Source organism: Micromonospora sp. NPDC023966, assembly GCF_040639095.1.
In the GTDB taxonomy this organism is placed as follows: Bacteria; Actinomycetota; Actinomycetes; order Mycobacteriales; family Micromonosporaceae; genus Micromonospora.
In genome coordinates this window covers 373,699-389,857 of record NZ_JBEZZJ010000004.1, presented here as the reverse complement: position 1 = coordinate 389,857, position 16,159 = coordinate 373,699, and the positions used below count along the sequence as shown (strand labels likewise).

At 74.8% G+C, this 16,159-nt stretch carries 14 protein-coding genes; 7 read left to right on the top strand and 7 right to left on the bottom strand.

The genetic code is table 11. The features are described from left to right. Positions 1 to 63: 63 nt before the first annotated feature. On the bottom strand, positions 64 to 285 hold the full coding sequence (locus AB0F68_RS10190; RefSeq protein WP_357334650.1) for a zinc ribbon domain-containing protein: 222 nt from the start codon (positions 283 to 285) through the stop codon (positions 64 to 66). Positions 286 to 323: 38 nt separating this feature from the next. Here AB0F68_RS10190 and AB0F68_RS10185 point away from each other — a divergent pair, with 38 nt between their 5' ends. The 3 genes from AB0F68_RS10185 to AB0F68_RS10175 all read left to right on the top strand — a co-directional run bounded on the left by AB0F68_RS10185 (position 324) and on the right by AB0F68_RS10175 (position 6,147). After that, entirely contained in the window at positions 324 to 1,691 is a 1,368-nt protein-coding gene (locus tag AB0F68_RS10185; protein ID WP_357334648.1) for a lytic murein transglycosylase, read from the top strand. 72 nt (positions 1,692 to 1,763) lie between these two features. Beyond that, entirely contained in the window at positions 1,764 to 2,780 is a 1,017-nt protein-coding gene (locus AB0F68_RS10180) for a GNAT family N-acetyltransferase (protein ID WP_357334778.1), read from the top strand. 94 nt (positions 2,781 to 2,874) lie between these two features. Further along, on the top strand, positions 2,875 to 6,147 hold the full coding sequence (locus tag AB0F68_RS10175) for a lamin tail domain-containing protein (protein ID WP_357334646.1): 3,273 nt from the start codon (positions 2,875 to 2,877) through the stop codon (positions 6,145 to 6,147). 71 nt (positions 6,148 to 6,218) lie between these two features. Here AB0F68_RS10175 and AB0F68_RS10170 read toward each other — a convergent pair whose 3' ends face one another. Continuing rightward, a complete protein-coding gene (locus AB0F68_RS10170) occupies positions 6,219 to 6,566 on the bottom strand; it encodes a MerR family transcriptional regulator (protein WP_357334644.1) in 348 nt (115 codons plus the stop codon). A gap of 57 nt (positions 6,567 to 6,623) precedes the next feature. Between AB0F68_RS10170 and AB0F68_RS10165 the strand changes: the two genes are divergently transcribed. The 4 genes from AB0F68_RS10165 to AB0F68_RS10150 are packed head-to-tail and all read left to right on the top strand — an operon-like array spanning position 6,624 to position 10,437. After that, entirely contained in the window at positions 6,624 to 7,208 is a 585-nt protein-coding gene (locus AB0F68_RS10165) for an NAD(P)H-dependent oxidoreductase (RefSeq protein ID WP_357334641.1), read from the top strand. Position 7,209: 1 nt separating this feature from the next. After that, positions 7,210 to 8,724, top strand: coding sequence for a DHA2 family efflux MFS transporter permease subunit (locus AB0F68_RS10160; RefSeq protein WP_357334639.1), 1,515 nt, complete (start codon positions 7,210 to 7,212; stop codon positions 8,722 to 8,724). 46 nt (positions 8,725 to 8,770) lie between these two features. After that, complete coding sequence (locus tag AB0F68_RS10155) at positions 8,771 to 9,265, top strand: sigma-70 family RNA polymerase sigma factor (RefSeq protein WP_357334637.1); 495 nt, start codon at positions 8,771 to 8,773, stop codon at positions 9,263 to 9,265. 2 nt (positions 9,266 to 9,267) lie between these two features. Further along, the gene (locus AB0F68_RS10150) at positions 9,268 to 10,437 is read left to right on the top strand and encodes a hypothetical protein (RefSeq protein WP_357334635.1); all 1,170 of its coding nucleotides are present in this window, start codon (positions 9,268 to 9,270) and stop codon (positions 10,435 to 10,437) included. On the opposite strand, the gene hemB is transcribed toward AB0F68_RS10150, so the two are convergent. Genes hemB through AB0F68_RS10125 form a run of 5 tightly spaced genes read right to left on the bottom strand, consistent with a single transcriptional unit; the run spans position 10,431 to position 16,068 of the window. Continuing rightward, complete coding sequence (hemB, locus tag AB0F68_RS10145; protein ID WP_357334633.1) at positions 10,431 to 11,414, bottom strand: porphobilinogen synthase; 984 nt, start codon at positions 11,412 to 11,414, stop codon at positions 10,431 to 10,433. The genes AB0F68_RS10150 and hemB overlap by 7 nt on opposite strands. A gap of 13 nt (positions 11,415 to 11,427) precedes the next feature. Further along, positions 11,428 to 13,008 carry a uroporphyrinogen-III synthase gene (locus tag AB0F68_RS10140; protein ID WP_357334630.1) on the bottom strand — a complete coding sequence of 527 codons (1,581 nt, stop codon included), beginning with the start codon at positions 13,006 to 13,008 and terminating at the stop codon, positions 11,428 to 11,430. Beyond that, on the bottom strand, positions 13,005 to 13,973 hold the full coding sequence (hemC, locus tag AB0F68_RS10135) for a hydroxymethylbilane synthase (protein ID WP_357334628.1): 969 nt from the start codon (positions 13,971 to 13,973) through the stop codon (positions 13,005 to 13,007). Before hemC ends, AB0F68_RS10140 begins: the two co-directional genes overlap by 4 nt. Continuing rightward, the gene (locus AB0F68_RS10130; RefSeq protein ID WP_357334625.1) at positions 13,970 to 15,334 is read right to left on the bottom strand and encodes a glutamyl-tRNA reductase; all 1,365 of its coding nucleotides are present in this window, start codon (positions 15,332 to 15,334) and stop codon (positions 13,970 to 13,972) included. The genes hemC and AB0F68_RS10130 overlap by 4 nt, the downstream gene beginning before the upstream one ends. After that, entirely contained in the window at positions 15,331 to 16,068 is a 738-nt protein-coding gene (locus AB0F68_RS10125; protein WP_357334623.1) for a redox-sensing transcriptional repressor Rex, read from the bottom strand. The genes AB0F68_RS10130 and AB0F68_RS10125 overlap by 4 nt, the downstream gene beginning before the upstream one ends. Between the last annotated feature and the right edge of the window lie 91 nt (positions 16,069 to 16,159).

Sequence of the window (16,159 nt, the reverse complement as noted above, 5' to 3'; positions counted from 1 at the left end):
GGTGCCAAAGGATCACACGGGCGGCAAGCCGGGTAGACCGGCGGGCCGAGGGCCTACCGGCCGTCAGCAGCCGCAGGCGCCGCCGCAGCAGCCGCCACCGGCCGGTGTGGACGCCCCGCCGACCGGGCCGGACCCGCCCCGGCCGGTGACCGCGACGGTGGAGAGCAGCTTCACCGTGTCGGCGTGTCCCTGCGGGCAGGAGGCCGGCTGACCGGCCTGGACCATCGGGCGGTTGACCTCGAAGGTGTCGCCGCAGGCGCGGCAGCGGAACTCGTAGCGGGGCATGCCACCAGCGTACGGCCGGACCTGACGCCTCGGCCGCCATGGGTGATACTCGACGGGTGGTGGACGGCGAGCAGCGATCGACGGTTCGGCCCCTGCGACCGGCCGCGCCGCCCGACGGCGGCGCCGGCCCCGTTCCCCGCCCCCGCCGCGACGCGGCATCCGACCCGGCCGGCGACACCAGGGTCGACCCGAAGCCGGACGCGGCCGAGCCCAAGACGAAGGCGGCCGACCCGAAGCCGGAGCCGGCCGAGCCCGAGACGAAGGCGGCCGATCCGAAGACCGAGGCGGTCGACCCGAAGACCGAGGCGGTCGACCCGAAGACCGAGGCGGTCGAGCCGAAGCCGGAGCCGGCCGAGCCGAAGACGCAGGCGGAGCCGGCCGAGCCGAAGGCGGCGCTGGCTGGCGCGGAGGCCACCCCGACTACGAAGCCGGTGGCCGGCCGACGGCGGCGGGTGCCGTTCGCGCACGCGGTCCGGCTGCCACCGCCCCGGCAGCTCGCCGTCGGCGCGGCCCGGGCCACCCGCGCCTGGTCGCGCCGGCCGAGTGGGCGCACCACCCTGCCCGGCCTGTTCCTGCTTGTCCTGGTCGCGGCCACCGCCGCGGCCGGCGCGCTGCTGGTGCCCACGGCGGTCCGCAAGCCGCAGCCGGTGGCCGTCGACGCCACCACGAACGCCCCGGCCCAGGGCGTCCCCCAGGCCGGCGTGGTGCCCGGGGCGACCGGCGTGCCGGTCGGCCCCGGCGCGACCGGGGTGCCGGGCACCTTCGGCCCGACCGGCACGGCGACGCCCGGCGGCACGCCGACGGGTCCGATCGTCGGCACGGCGGTCCCCGGCCGCCCGGCCGACGCGCTGGCCGACTGGGCGCAACGGGTCAGCGCGACGACCCACATCCCGCCGGTCGCCATGCAGGCGTACGGCTACGCCGAGCTGGTGCTCGCCCAGACGAACCGCAGCTGCCAGCTGAGCTGGACCACGCTGGCCGCGATCGGCTACGTCGAGTCCGGGCACGGGTCGCACGACAAGTCCTCCCTCCGGCCCGACGGGGTCGCCGCCCCGGAGATCCTCGGCGCCCCGCTGGACGGGCAGGGCGGCCGGTCCCGGATCCTCGACACCGACCAGGGGCAGCTCGACCACGACCGGGTCTACGACAAGGCGCTCGGCCCGATGCAGTTCATCCCGAGCACCTGGCAGGAGATCGGCGCGGACGCCGACAACGACGGCGTCAAGAACCCGCACGACATCGACGACGCGGCCCTGGCCGCCGGCCGTTACCTCTGCAAGGGCGGCCGGAACATGACCATCCCGGGCGACTGGTGGGGCGCCATCCTCTCCTACAACGATGTGCGCCGCTACGCCCAGGACGTCTTCGACAAGGCCGACGAGTACGGGCGGCTGAGCGGTACGTGACGTGACCGGTCGCATACATTCGCGGACCAGACCCTTCCCCCGGGCTGCCGTTGACGGCAAGCTAGACGGGTGATGGTGCGCGAGTGGGACCCTCGGACCGCGTCGTCCGCCGAGATAGCGTCGCTGCTGGACACGCTGAACGCGGTGTTGGCGGCCGACCTGCCGCAGGATCCGCCCTGGCGGGAGAACTCCCTGCGGGAGTACCTCTCCGAGGTGATGCCGGGTGAACGCCGGATCTCCTGGGTCGCCGAGGCCGACCCCGCCGCCGACGGCAGCCCCGGGCCGATGCTCGGTCACGTCAACGTGCTGCTCCTCGGCGGCATCGGCGTGCTGGAGGTGCTGGTGCACCCGAGTGTCCGGCGCGGCCGGCTGGGCCGTGAGCTGGTCCGGGTGGCCGCCCGCCGGGTCTGGGACGAGGGCTTCCAGTCGATCGGTGTGGAGGTGGTCGGCGGCACCCCGGCCGTGGCGTTCTACGAGGCGCTGGGCTTCGCCCGGGAATATGTCGAGACCCGCAGCGTGCTCGACCTGGGCGCGGTGGAGTGGCCGGCGCTGGCCGAGATGGCCACCGAGGTGGGCGCTGGCTACCACGTCGAGTTCTGCCCGGGCGGGCCGCCGGACGACCTGATCGAGGCGTACGCGCGGGCCAAGGCCGAGGTGCGCGACGTGGACGACGGTGAGCTGCGGCCCAGTTCCTACGACCCGGAGCGGCTGCGGGACAGCCTCGACACGCTGCACCGGCGGGGCATGAAGCCGTACATCGTGCTGGCCCGGCACGAGCAGACCGGCGAGGTGGCCGGGCTGACCGAGGTGGTGGTGCCGGCGCAGCACCCGACCCGGGCCGACCAGTACGACACGATCGTGGTCCGGGACCACCGGGGCTACGGGATCGACCGGGCCATCAAGGCCCGGATGCTGCTGGAGCTGCGCTCCGCCGAGCCGGAGCTGGCCGAGGTGCAGACCTGGAACGCGCAGGCCAACGAGGCGATGCTGAAGGTCAACGCGGAGCTGGGCTACCGCCCCGACCGGGACTGGTGCGAATACAGTGTCGACGTGGCCGAGCTGGTGCACCGGCTCGACAGCCCGCGCTGACAGATATTCACCAAACGGCTGCTCGGGGGATGGACGGCGGACCGGAAGGGCACTTAACGTGCGTTAGTTCCTGTCCACCCATCGTGGAGGCTCCATGCGCCCGCGCCGCACCTTCGCCGCGCTCGCGACCACCGCCGCCGTCTCCGTCACGGCCATCGGGATCGCGCCCCCTGCGGCCAGCGCCGCGCCCACCGACCTGTTCATCTCCGAGTACGTCGAGGGCCTGTCCAACAACAAGGCCGTCGAGCTCTACAACGGCACCGGGGCCCCGATCGACCTGGCCGCCGCCGGCTACCAGCTCCAGCTCTACTTCAACGGCGCCACCACGTCGACCAACGTGCCGCTGACCGGCACGGTCGCCGCCGGTGACGTCTTCGTCTTCGCCGCCTCGGCGGCCGCGCCGGCGATCCTCGCCCAGGCCGACCAGACCTACGGCGGCTCGCTCTACAACGGCGACGACGCGATCGTGCTGCGCAAGGGCACGACCGTGGTCGACTCGATCGGCCAGGTCGGCGTCGACCCGGGCAGCGAGTGGGGCACCGGGCTCACCAGCACGGCCGACAACACCCTGCGCCGGCTCCCCTCGGTGAGCGGCGGCGACACCAACCCGGCGGACCCGTTCGACCCGGCCGTGCAGTGGGCCGGCTTCGCCACCGACACCTTCGACGGGCTGGGCAGCCACAGCATCGACGGCGGCGGCCCGGTCGACCAGGCGCCGACGCTGACCTGCGGCGGCACGCTGACCCTGGAGGCGGGCGCCACCGCGACCCGCCAGGTCACCGCCATCGACGCCGACGACACCGTCACCGACCTCGCGGTCACCGCGGTCAATCCGACGCCGGCGAGCGGCTCGATCAGCCGTACCGCGTTCACCCCGGCCGCCGCGGTCGGTGGCACGGCCACCGCCACGCTGACTGCCACCGGCCTCCCGGCCGGCGCCTATTCGGTCACCGTCACCTCCACCGACGCCGAGGGCGGCACCGCGGCCTGCACGCTGACCGTGCAGGCCACCGCCGTGCTGTCGGTGGGCGAGGTGCAGGGCCGCACCGGTGACGACGAGGACGGCCGCACCGACCGGTCGCCGCTCGCCCCGGCCAGTGGCAACGGCACCAGCTCCATGCTCTACGACGTGCGCGGCGTGATCACCCAGAAGTCGCTGACCCGCAGCTCCGCCGGCGCCGACCAGTGGGGCTTCTACCTGCAGAGCCGCACCGGCGCCGAGGACGGCGACCCGCTCACCTCGGACGGCATCTTCGTCTTCATGGGCTCGTTCACCACGCTGATCGGCGGCTACGCCCCGACCGTGGGCGACGAGGTGGTGCTGCGCGGCCGGGTCTCCGAGTACTTCAACCAGACCCAGCTCTCCAGCGCCTCGCTGGTGCGCAAGCTCGACTCCGGGCTGGACGTGGACAGCGCCGTGCGGCTGGACGACGCCCGGCCGCCGGCCGACGCGGCCGCCGCCGGCCTGTTCTGGGAGCGGCACGAGGGCGAGCGGATGCGGGTCCGTTCCGGCAGCGGGGTCTCCGCCCCGCGGCACATCTTCGCGTCCACCCTGGACTCGGAGATCTACGTGCTGGACCGCGAGGACCCGATCATGAAGCGGTCCGACCCGTACGCCCGTCGGGTGTTCCGGGACGCGCACCCGCTGGACGATATCCCGGGCACGCTGTTCGACAACGGCAACTACCAGCGGATCCTGCTGGGCGCCGGCGGCGTGAAGGCGACCGCCGGGGACTCGGCCGCGCTGCTGCCCGAGGCCCGCACCTACGACACGCTGACCGAGGACGCCTACGGCGCCATCTCGTACGCGTTCAGCAAGTACAGCGTGCAGCCCGAGCAGCTGACCCTGACCGGCGGCGCGGACCCGGCGGAGAACAACCCGCCGCTGCCGGCCGACCGGAACAGCGAGGTCGCGGTCGCCACCTACAACGTGGAGAACCTGTACGACTACCGGGACGACCCGTTCGACGGCTGCGACTTCGCCGGCAACTCGGGCTGCACCGGGGTCAGCCCGCCGTTCGACTACGTGCCGGCCAGCGAGGCGGCGTACACCGAGAAGCTGGGCGTGCAGGCGCGGCAGATCACCGGCGCCCTGCACAGCCCGGACCTGGTGCTCGTGCAGGAGGCCGAGGACCAGGACATCTGCGCGGTGGCCGACGGCAAGCTGGTCTGTGGCGACACGAACAACGCCGACGGCGCGCCGGACACCATCCAGGAGCTGGCGTTGACCATCGCGGCCAACGGCGGCCCCGCCTACGCGGCGGCGTACGACCGGACCGGCGCGGACGCCCGGGGCATCGCCTCGGCGTTCCTCTACCGCACCGACCGGCTGACGCTGGCCGAGGCGAGCGCCACCGACCCGCTGCTGGGCTCGGCGCCGACCGTGCAGTACCGCTCGGCGGCCCTGCCGTCGAACGCCGATGTGCAGAACCCGAAGGGGTTCAACGCCGTGCTGCCGGCCGACGTCGACCGCTCGACCGGGGTGGACGGCAGCAACGTCTACACCCGGGCGGTCCAGCTGGCCAAGTTCACCGTGGCGGCGGCACCGGGCTCGGCGGAGCACTTCACGCTCTGGGCGGCTACCAACCACTTCTCGTCCGGTCCGGACAGCCGGGTCGGGCAGCGGCGGGAGCAGGCCGCGTACGGGGCGGCGCTGGTGCAGGCCGTCGAGGCGGCCGACCCGAACGCGCGGGTGATCTACGGCGGTGACCTGAACGTCTTCCCGCGCCCGGACGACCCGATCGCCACGGCGGCGAACCCGACGCCGTCGGACCAGCTCGCCCCGCTCTACCAGGCCGGGCTGCACAACCTCTGGGACGACCTGGTGGCGGACGTGCCGGCGGCGGCCTACTCGTACACCTACGACGGGCAGGCGCAGACGCTGGACAACCTCTTCGTCAACGACCCGCTGCACGAGGACCTCGTCCAGGTCCGCACGGCGCACATCAACGCCGACTACCCCACCGACGCCGAGGACCTGGGCGACCGGGGGGCCAGCGACCACGACCCGCAGGTGGCCCGGTTCCGCTCCCGCGCGTCGCTGAGCGTCTCCGACGCGGCGGTGGCCGAGGGCGACAAGGGCGACAGCACCGTGACGTTCACGGTGACCGTCTCCCGCCCGCTCTCAGAGCCGGCCCTGCTCTGCGCCACCACCTACGGCACCACGGCGCAGGCCGGGTCGGACTACGACCCGTACGTGGGCTGCCGGACCCTGGCCGCCGGCCAGACCTCGCTGACCTTCCCGGTGAGCGTCCGCGGTGACCGGAAGCCCGAGGCGGACGAGCAGCTCAAGCTGTACGTGGCGGGCGTGCCGGGGCTCCGGCTCACCGACCCGGTCGGCGTCGGCACCATCCGCGACGACGACTGACGGCCGCCCCCGCGAAGCGGCCCGTCGCCCGGCTCACCGGCCGGACGGCGGGCCGTTTCCGTCCGCCCGGGTCACAGCTCGCAGAGCCGGCGCCCGGAGCGGATGTCGTCGAGCGCGGCGTGCAGCTCGCGGATCCGGCGTTCCGCCTCGCCGGTCAGTTTCTCGTGCAGGGCCTGCCAGTCGGCGAGGCCGGGCTCGGGCGGCAGGGCGGCGAGCAAACCCCGGATCTCGGTGACGCTGAGGCCGATCCGCTGGGCCACCCGGGCGACCCGCACCCGGCAGGCCGCGTCCGAGCCGAACCGGCGCTGGTTGCCGCCGGTCCGGGTGGCCTCGATGAGGCCCTGCCGCTCGTAGAAGCGGATCGCGGAGCCGCTCACCCCGCTCTCCCGGGCCACCTCGCCCACCGTGAACGTGCCCACCGTCACTCCTCCGCGCGGGTTGACTTCAACAATTGTTTCGGTTTTAGCGTCGAGCGCATGACGACGCAAGAACTCCGGACCCCGCTCACCCTCGCCGTGCTCGTCGGCAGCGTCCGCCAGCCCCGGATGGGCCGGCTCATCGCCGACTGGTTCACCGACCGGGCCGCCCGCCGCGACGACCTGCGGGTGGACCTGGTCGACCTGGCCGAGGTGCCACTCCCGCTCGCCGACACCCCGCCCGGCGGCAACCCGGCCAGCCCGATCGCAGAGCGGCTGGCCGCCGCGGACGCGTTCGTGGTGGTGACCCCGGAGTACAACCACAGCTTCCCGGCCGCGCTGAAGAACGCCATCGACTGGCACCACCGGGAGTGGACCGCCAAGCCGGTCGCTTTCGTCTCGTACGGCGCCGGGTCCGGCGGGATCCGCGCGGTCGAGCAGCTCCGGCTGGTCTTCGCCGAACTGCACGCCACCACCACCCGCACCGGGGTGGTGCTCACCGCCCCCTGGGAGCGCCTCGACTGGCAGGGCCGGCTGGTCGACGACGGGCCGCTGGGTCGGGCCGCCGACGCCACCCTCGACGAGCTGGCCTGGTGGGGCGAGGCGCTGCGCACCGCCCGCCGCGACCGGCCGTACGGGAGCTGACGTGGATCGCACCGCATACCGCCTCGGCTGGTACCTGACCCTCGGTGGCCTCCTCGCGGTCATCGACACCACCGTGACGGTGATCGCCGTGCCCCGGCTGGTCGAGGAGTTCGACGCCGGCATCGCCACGATCGGCTGGGTCACCAGCGCGTACGCGCTGGCCCTGGTCGCGGTGATGCCCGCCGCCGCCTGGGTGGCCGGCCGGTTCGGCGCCCGCCGGGCCTACCTGGCCGCGCTGGCCCTGTTCACCGCCGGCTCGCTGCTGGCCGGGTGCGCCTGGGCGGTCGGCCCGCTGATCGCGTTCCGGGTCGTCCAGGGCATCGGCGGCGGCCTGCTCAACCCGGTGGGGATGGCGATCGCGCTGGCCGCCGTGCCGCCGGACCGACGCGGCCGGATGATGAGCCTGGCCGGGCTGCCGGTCCTGGTCGGCCCGCTGGTCGGGCCGGTGCTCGGGGGCGCGCTGCTGGATCACGCCTCCTGGCGGTGGATCTTCTGGATCAACCTGCCCGTCGGGGTGGCGGCGCTGCTGCTCGGCCGGCGGATGCTGCCTGCCACCGACGCCCGGCCGGCCGCTCGGCTCGACCTGCCCGGCCTGCTGCTGCTCTGCCCCGGCCTGGCCCTGGCCGTCTACGGGCTCAGCGTCACCGGCGAGCGGGGCGGGCTGCGCACCGCGCCGGTGCTGGTGCCGCTCCTGGTCGGCGGCGTGCTGGTGGCCGGGTTCGTCGCACGGGCCGGCCGGGTGCCGCACCCGCTGCTGCGGCTGTCCGTGCTGCGGGTGCCCGGGATGGCGGCCGGCGCCGCCACGGTGGGGCTCTTCGCCGCCGGCTACTTCGGCTCGTTCCTGATCCTGCCGGCCTACGTGCAGCTGGTCAGGGGTGACTCGGCCACCCTGGCCGGCACGCTGGGCATCCCGCAGGCGGTGGCCACCGGACTGATGCTCCAGGTCGCCACCCGGCTGGTGGACCGGGTCTCGCCGCGGCTGGTGGTCGGGCTCGGCATCGCGACCGCGCTGGCCGGCACGGCGGCCCGGGTGGCGGTACTAGACGCCGACACCTCCTATCCGCTGCTCGCGGTGCTCGGGGTGGTCACCGGGCTGGGCACCGGCGCCACCCTGATGCCCACCATGGCCGCCGCCAGCCGCGCCCTGGCCCGCGACGACATCCCGGCCGGCAGCACCCTGCTCACCACCGTGTCGAACAGCGCGATGGCCGTGGGCACGGCACTGCTCGCCGCCACGCTCTCCTGGCTGGTCGGCCGGTTCGCCCCGGGCCTCGGCGAGGATGGGCTCGTCGCCGCCGCTCGGCTCGCGCCCGCCGACCGGACGGCGTACGCCGCCGACCTGGCCCGGGCCGTACGGTTCGCGCTGGCGACGTCGGGGGTGCTGCTCGCGCTGGCCTGGCTGACCAGCCGGCGCCTGCCCGCCGGCACGGGCGACCGCCGCCCCGGACCCGCGCCGAACGAAGTCGGGAGCCGTCACGTGGATTCGGCGGGAACGCCCGGGGCCCCTCGCGCGTGAACCTGACATGGGCAACCATCCCGCCACGCCGGCCACACGGACGCCGGTGCTGACGCGCCGCGACGTGCCCCCCGCCGAGCTGCCGTTCGAGCAGTTCTACCGGGACCACGTCGACCGGGTCCACCGCGCGCTCGCACTGGCCGTCGGGGACGGCGCGGTGGCCCGGGAGGCGACCGACGAGGCGATGGCCCGGGCGTACGCCCGCTGGGACCGGGTGCGCCGGCTGGACAACCCGGGCGGCTGGGTGTTCCGGGTCGGGCTGAACTGGGCCACCTCCTGGTGGCGGAAGGTGCGCCGGGAACGGCCGCCGGCCGAGGACCCGCACCCGGCCACGGCCGCCCCGGACCCGGCCGGGCTGGCCGCCCGGTCCGCCCTGGAGCGGCTGCCCGCCGCCCGGCGCACCGTCATCGTCTGCCGGGTGCTGCTGGACCTCTCCACCGCCGAGACCGCCGCCGTGCTGGACCTGACCGAGGGCACCGTCCGCAGCCGCCTCTCCCGGGGGCTGGCCGAACTGCGAGCCGCCCTAACCGAGGAGGAGTGACCGTGGACGTCGTACCCGAGGACCTTGCCGAGCTGGTCCACCGCGCCGCACGCGCGACCGCTCCGCACCCGGCGGACCTGGCGACCATCCGCCGGCGGGCCCGCGCCCGGCGTCGCCGCCGGAGCGTGACCGGCGTGGCGGGGCTGGTCGCGCTGGTCGCTTTCACCGGCGGTGCCGTCCCGCTGCTCGCCCGCGACGACCGGGCGGCCGGCCCGGTGTCCGCCCCATCGGTCCGACCGGCGGGGACGAGGCCGGCCATGCCGGCGCCCACGCGCGGGCCCGCGCAACGCCTGATCCTCGCCGGCGAGGACGGCAGCGTCCGGCCGGTCCGGAACGGTCCGGAGATCGGCCTGGTCGCCGGCACCGCGAACGAGCTGACCGCCGAGGGCTCGGTGGTCCGGCACCGGGTCCCCGCCGGCTGGGAGCAGACCGTGCCGCTGCCGGACGGGCGGCTGGTGGGCCTCAAGCTCACCGACCTCATGCCCGGCGTGCGACGGCCGGATGGCCCGGACGTGGCGGGCCTCTCGATCCGGCTCATGGTGCTCGGGCCGGAGGACCGGGTGCAGGTGAGCCGGGAGGTCCGGGTCAAGGGGCAGGCCCTCAGCCTCGTCGGGGCGGACGCCCGGTACGCCTACCTGGTCCGCGATGGGATGGGTCTGGTGACCCACGAGCTGGCCACCGGAAGGGAGAGGACCCTCATCCGCGTCGCCGCGAAGGCCGACGGCGAGCTGCCCTTCCGGGGTGCCGACGTGGCGGCGGGCCTGGTGGTGTCGGTGACGGGCGCGCCGGACATGACCCGTTGCCGGCTGGAAGTACGGCGGCTGGCCGGCGGCGCCCGGCTGTCCCGTCCCACGGTGGACGGCGACTGCGCGCCGTCGATCCGGCTCTCCCCGGACGGCACCCTCGTGGCGGTCCCCTACCGCCGGCCGGTCGCCGAACGGTCGCTGGAGTACCGGGTGGCGATCCTCGACACCGCGACCGGGCAGCGCCGGGCCGACCAGGTCATCGGGACGGCGGACACCATCGCGGGCCTGACGTCCGGCGGGATCTGGGGGGTCGCCTGGGTCGACGACACCACCGTCCGGGTGGTCTGGGCGCAGCTACCGGACCCGCCCCGGAAGGTCTACTCCGTCGGGGAGCTGGCCCGGGTGGTGACGGTCGGCGTTCAGTAGCGCTGGCGGAGCAGCTGGGCCGCCTCGACCGCCCAGTAGGTGAGGATGATCTGCGCGCCGGCCCGGCGGATCGAGGTGAGCGTCTCCAGGATCGTCCGCTCGCGGTCGATCCAGCCGTTCGCGGCGGCCGCCTCGACCATCGCGTACTCGCCGGAGACCTGGTAGGCGGCGACCGGGACATCGACCGCGGCCCGGACCGCCGCGACCACGTCGAGGTAGGGCAGGGCCGGCTTGACCATCACCATGTCGGCGCCCTCGGCGACGTCCAGCTCGACCTCGCGCAGCGACTCGCGCAGGTTGGCCGGGTCCTGCTGGTAGGTGCTCCGGTCGCCCTCCAGGGCCGACTCGACGGCGTCGCGGAACGGGCCGAAGAAGGCGGAGGCGTACTTGACCGCGTACGCGAGGATCGAGACGTCCTGGTGCCCGGCTCCGTCGAGGGCCCGGCGGACCACGCCGACCTGGCCGTCCATCATCCCGGACGGCCCGACCACATGGACCCCGGCGTCGGCCTGGGCGACCGCCATCCGGGCGTACGCCGCCAGGGTGGCGTCGTTGTCCACGGCGCCGTCGGGGGTGAGCAGGCCGCAGTGCCCGTGCGAGGTGAACTCGTCCAGGCAGAGGTCGCTCATCACCACGGTGGCGTCGCCGACCTCGGCGATCACGTCCCGGATGGCCACGTTGAGGATGCCGTCCGGGTCGATGCCGCCCGACCCGGTCTCGTCCCGCGCCGCGGGCACCCCGAAGAGCATGATCCCGCCGACCCCGGCCTGGACCGCCTCGACGGCGGCCTTGCGCAGCGAGTCCCGGGAGTGCTGGAGCACCCCCGGGAGCGACGCCACGGCCCGCGGCTCGGTCAGCCCCTCCTTGACGAACATCGGCACGACCAGCTCGGCCGGGTCGACGCGGGTCTCGGAGACCAGCCGCCGCACGGCCGCGTTACGGCGCAGCCGGCGGGGCCGGATCTCGGGATACGACATGGGGGGCCTCCTGTCAGCGGAACCTCAGGGCGGTCGGGCCCTGCACCTTCGAGCCGCGGCGCTGCTTGGCCGGCATGGCGGCGAGCTTCTCGCGCAGCTCGACGGCGTAGGCGGCGAGCGCCTCCACCAGGTCGGGCACCGAGGCGTGCGGCGGCTGCACGTCGACCCGCAGGCCGAACTCCGTGGCGGTCTCCGCCGTCTTGGGCCCGATAACGGCAACAACGGTACGCGCGTGCGGCTTCCCGGCGATTCCGACCAGGTTCCGAACGGTCGAGGACGAGGTGAAGAGCACCGCGTCGAACCCGCCCGACTTGATCGCGTCGCGGATCTCGGCGGGCGGCGGCGCGGCCCGGACGGTCCGGTACGCGGTCACGTCGTCGACCTCCCAGCCCCGCTCGGTGAGCCCGGCGGCCAGGGTCTCGGTGGCGATGTCGGCGCGCGGCAGCAGCACCCGGCCGACCGGGTCGAGGATCTCGTCGTGCGGCGAGAACTCGGCCAGCAGGCCCTCGGAGGACTGCTCCCCGGAGGGGATCAGCTCCGGCTGGATGCCGAAGGCGCGGACCGCCTCGGCGGTGGCCTCGCCGATGCAGGCGATCTTGACGCCGCCGAAGTGGCGGGCGTCCAGGCCGTGCTCGGCGAACTTCTCCCAGACCGCCCGGACCGCGTTCACCGAGGTGAAGATCACCCAGGCGTACCGGCCGTCGACCAGGCCCTTGACCGCCCGCTCCATCTGGGCCGGGGTGCGCGGCGGCTCGACCGCGATGGTCGGCACCTCGCACGGGATCGCCCCGTACGCGCGCAGCCGCGCGCTCATGGCGCCGGCCTGCTCCTTGGTGCGGGGGACGAGCACCTTCCAGCCGTACAGCGGCCGGTTCTCCCACCAGCTCAGCTTGTCGCGGTCGGAGACGCCCGCGCCGACGGTGAGCACGACCCGGCCGGTGAAGCCGAGCGCCGCCGCGACGAAGGAGTCCACGGTCGACGTGGTGGTGTACTGCGTCTCGCCGGTGCCGTCGCCGGTCACCCCGACGGCGGTGGCGCCGTCCACCCCGGCGGCAAGCAGGCCGTCCCGGATGGCGGCCAGGTCACCGGCGTCCACCGCGATCGCCAGCGAGCCCCGGGCCACGGCGGCGGCCAGCGCGTCGAAGTCCAGCGTGGTGACGTCCTCGACGTCGGCGGCGGTGCGCACGCCCGGCAGCGGCACGCCGGCGTAGGTGGCCACGCCCTCGGCCTGGCCGACGCCCGGCACCACCTCGAAGTGCGCGGCGGTACGCGCCACCGCCTGCACCTCCTTGACCACCGAGTCGTGGCCGAACGGGTCGCCGGCGACCAGGTGCACGGCGTTCTGGCCGGACCGGGCCGCGGAGATCAGCACCTTCGCCACGTCCCCCGGCACGCCCTCGGCGGGGCTGAACTCGGCGTCGGGCCTGGCCTGGGCGCGGACGTACTCGAGCAACGACTCGGGGACTCCCCGGTCGTACACCACCTGGTCGGCCTCGACCAGGGCGTCCACCGCCCGGCGGGTCAGCAGGCCCGGGTCGCCGGGGCCGGCCCCGACGAACGCGATCCGGCCTACGGGCTTACGGGTGCGGGTCATTCTGTGCTCCCAAATTGCTGGGTCCCCGGGCCGGTGTGTCCTTCTTGGCCGAGGATCGAGTCGGCGCCGAGTTCGAGGAGTTCGGCGGCGAGTGCCTTGCCGATCTCCGCCGCGTCGGCGGGCGTTCCGGTGCGGGACAGCCGGAGGTCACGGGTACCGTCCGGGCTGATCACCGCCCCGCGCAGGTAGATCTCCTCACCGGCGTCACCCTCGGCGAGTTCGCCGTAGGCGGCGACGGGCGCGCTGCACCCGGCCTCCAGGGTGGCCAGCAGTGCCCGCTCCGCGACGACCGCGGCGCGGGACGGTGCGTGGTCGAGCACGCCGAGCAGCTCGACCAGGTCCTGATCGTCGATCCGGCACTCCACCGCCAGCGCGCCCTGGGCGGGCGCGGGCAGCATCAGCATCGGATCGAGCGTCTCGGTGATCACGCCGGTCCGGCCGAGGCGGGCGAGCCCGGCCCGGGCCAGCACGACCGCGTCGAGGTCGGCGTCCGGGCCGAGCACCCGGCCGAGGCGGGTGTCGACGTTGCCCCGGATCGGGGTGACCTCCAGCTGCAGTCCGAGGGCGTGCAGCTGGGCGATGCGGCGCAGCGCGCCGGTGCCGACCCGGGCGCCGGGCGGCAGCTCGGCGAGGGTCCGGCCGTCGCGGGCGATCAGCGCGTCCCGCGGGTCCTGCCGGGGCGGCACGGCGGCGATGTGCAGGCCGGGCGCCGCCGCGGTGGGCAGGTCCTTGTACGAGTGGACGGCGAAGTCGATCTCCCGGGCGGCCAGCGCGTCCCGCAGCGCGGAGACGAAGACGCCGACGCCGAGCCGGTGCACCGGGGCCGCGGAGCGGTCGCCGGCGGTCACCACCTCGACCAGCTCGACCGGGCGGCCGGTGGCCGCGGTGAGGGCCTCGGCGACGTGGCCGGACTGGGCCATCGCCAGGGCGCTGCCCCGGGTGCCGAGACGCAGGGGGGCGGTCATCGCGCACCTCCGGTGGGCTGGATCGGGTCGGCCGGCATGACGATCTCCGCTTCCACCACGTCGGGGACGGTGTCGACCGGGGAGGTCTGCTGCGGCACCTCGAGGTCGAACAGCTCGCGCAGCAGCGCGGCGTACTGGTCGCCGCCGGGCTCGGCGGCGAGCTGGCGGACCCGGACGGTCGGCTGGTGCAGCAGCCGCTGCACCACCCGGTGCACGGTGCGGGCCACCTCGGCGCGCTGGTCGTCGGTGAGGTCCGGGCGGCGCTGGGCGAGCCGGCGCAGCTCGGCGGAGACCACGTCGTCGGCGCGCCCGCGCAGGGCCGCCACGGTGGGCGCCACGTCGGCGCCGCGCAGCCAGCTCAGGAACGCCTCGACCTCGCCGGCCACGATCCGGGCCACCTCGGCGGCGTCGGCGGCGGCCGGTCCGTCGGCGAGGATCGCCGCCATCCGGTCGATGTCGATCACCTCGACGCCGGGGAGCGCGGCGACGCCCTCCTCGACGTCGCGCGGGACGGCCAGGTCGAGCAGGACCAGCGGGCCCCGGGCGGCGTCCCGGCGGGCCAGCGCCCGGGTCACCACGTCGCGGGTGAGGACCGGCTCGGTGGCCGCGGTGGCGGCCACCACGACGTCGACCGTGGTGAGCGCGTCGACCAGCTGGGTCATCGGCACGGCGGTCGCGCCGTAGGACGCGGCCAGCCGGACGGCCCGCTCGGCGCCCCGGTTGGTGACGGTGAGCGGGCCGGCGCCCAGCCGGGAGAGGGTGGCCACGCCCAGCGAGCCCATCGCCCCCGCGCCGACCACCATGGCGGGCCGCCCGGTCAGGTCGCCGTCGAGCAGGTCGGCGGCCAGGTCGAGGGCGGCGGTGACCACGCTCTGCCCGGCCCGGTCGATGTTGGTCTCGGCGTGCGCGCGCTTGCCCACCCGCAGCGCCTGCTGCATCAGCTCGTGCAGCAGCCGGCCGGCCGAGTCCGCGCCGCTGGCCGAGTGGTACGCGTCGCGGAGCTGGCCGAGGATCTGCGCCTCGCCGACCACCATCGAGTCCAGCCCGGAGGCGACCCGGAAGACGTGATCCACGGCGGCGGCGTCGTAGTGCACGTAGAGGTGGTTGGCGAGCGCTGCCGGCGTGGCGCCGGCCTGGTCGGCCAGGACCGCGCAGATGTCCCCGAGGCCGCCGTGGAAGCCGGAGACGGCCGCGTAGACCTCGACGCGGTTGCAGGTGGAGACGATCACGGCCTCGGCCACGTACGGCTGGGCGACCAGGCGGTCCAGGGTGCGGATGAGGTCCGCGGGCGGGACCGCCAGCTGCTCCAGCGTGGCGACGGGGGCGGTGCGGTAGGACGCGCCGACGACGAGCAGTTTCACGTGCCGATCGCCTCCTGGGTATCGGTCGCCACGAGCCCGCCGGGGAGCGCGGTCAGCGACGCCTTGCGGTGCTCGTGGAAGGACAGGATCTGCAGCTCGATCGCGAGGTCGACCTTGCGCACGTCGACTCCCTCCGGAACCGAGAGTACGCAGGGCGCGAAGTTGAGGATGCTCGTCACGCCGACCGCCACGAGCTGATCGGCGACCGCCTGGGCGGCCGGGGCGGGGGTGGCGATCACGCCGATCGAGATCGACTCCTCGACGGCGACCCGGGCCAGCTCGTCGACGTGCCGGACGACCAGCCCGTTGATCTCCTCGCCGACCCGGGACGGATCCGCGTCGAAGAGCGCGGCGATCCGGAAGCCGCGGCTGGCGAAGCCGTCGTAGCCGGCCAGGGCGTGACCGAGATTACCCACGCCGACCAGCGCGACCGAGCGGCACTGGGTGAGCCCGAGCACCGACTCGATCTGGTCGATCAGCAGCGTGACGTCGTAGCCGACGCCCCGGGTGCCGTACGAGCCGAGGTGGGAGAGGTCCTTGCGGAGCTTCGCCGAGTTGACCCCGGCGGCGTTGGCGAGCCCCTCGCTGGAGACCGTGTCGTGACCGGTCTCGGCGATCGCGTGCAGGGCACGGAGGTATTCCGGGAGCCGCGCGACGGTCGCCTCGGGCAGATCCGGAAGCGCCGGTACGGCACCGGCGCGGCCGGTCGCGCCAGGGTGACGGTGCTGACTCATGAGACTCCGTGCGGTGCGATCCTCGACCAGCGACGGTGACCGGTCGTTCCGGGGCTCCCGCTGGCGACCGATGTTGCCGGCTGTGCTAGCA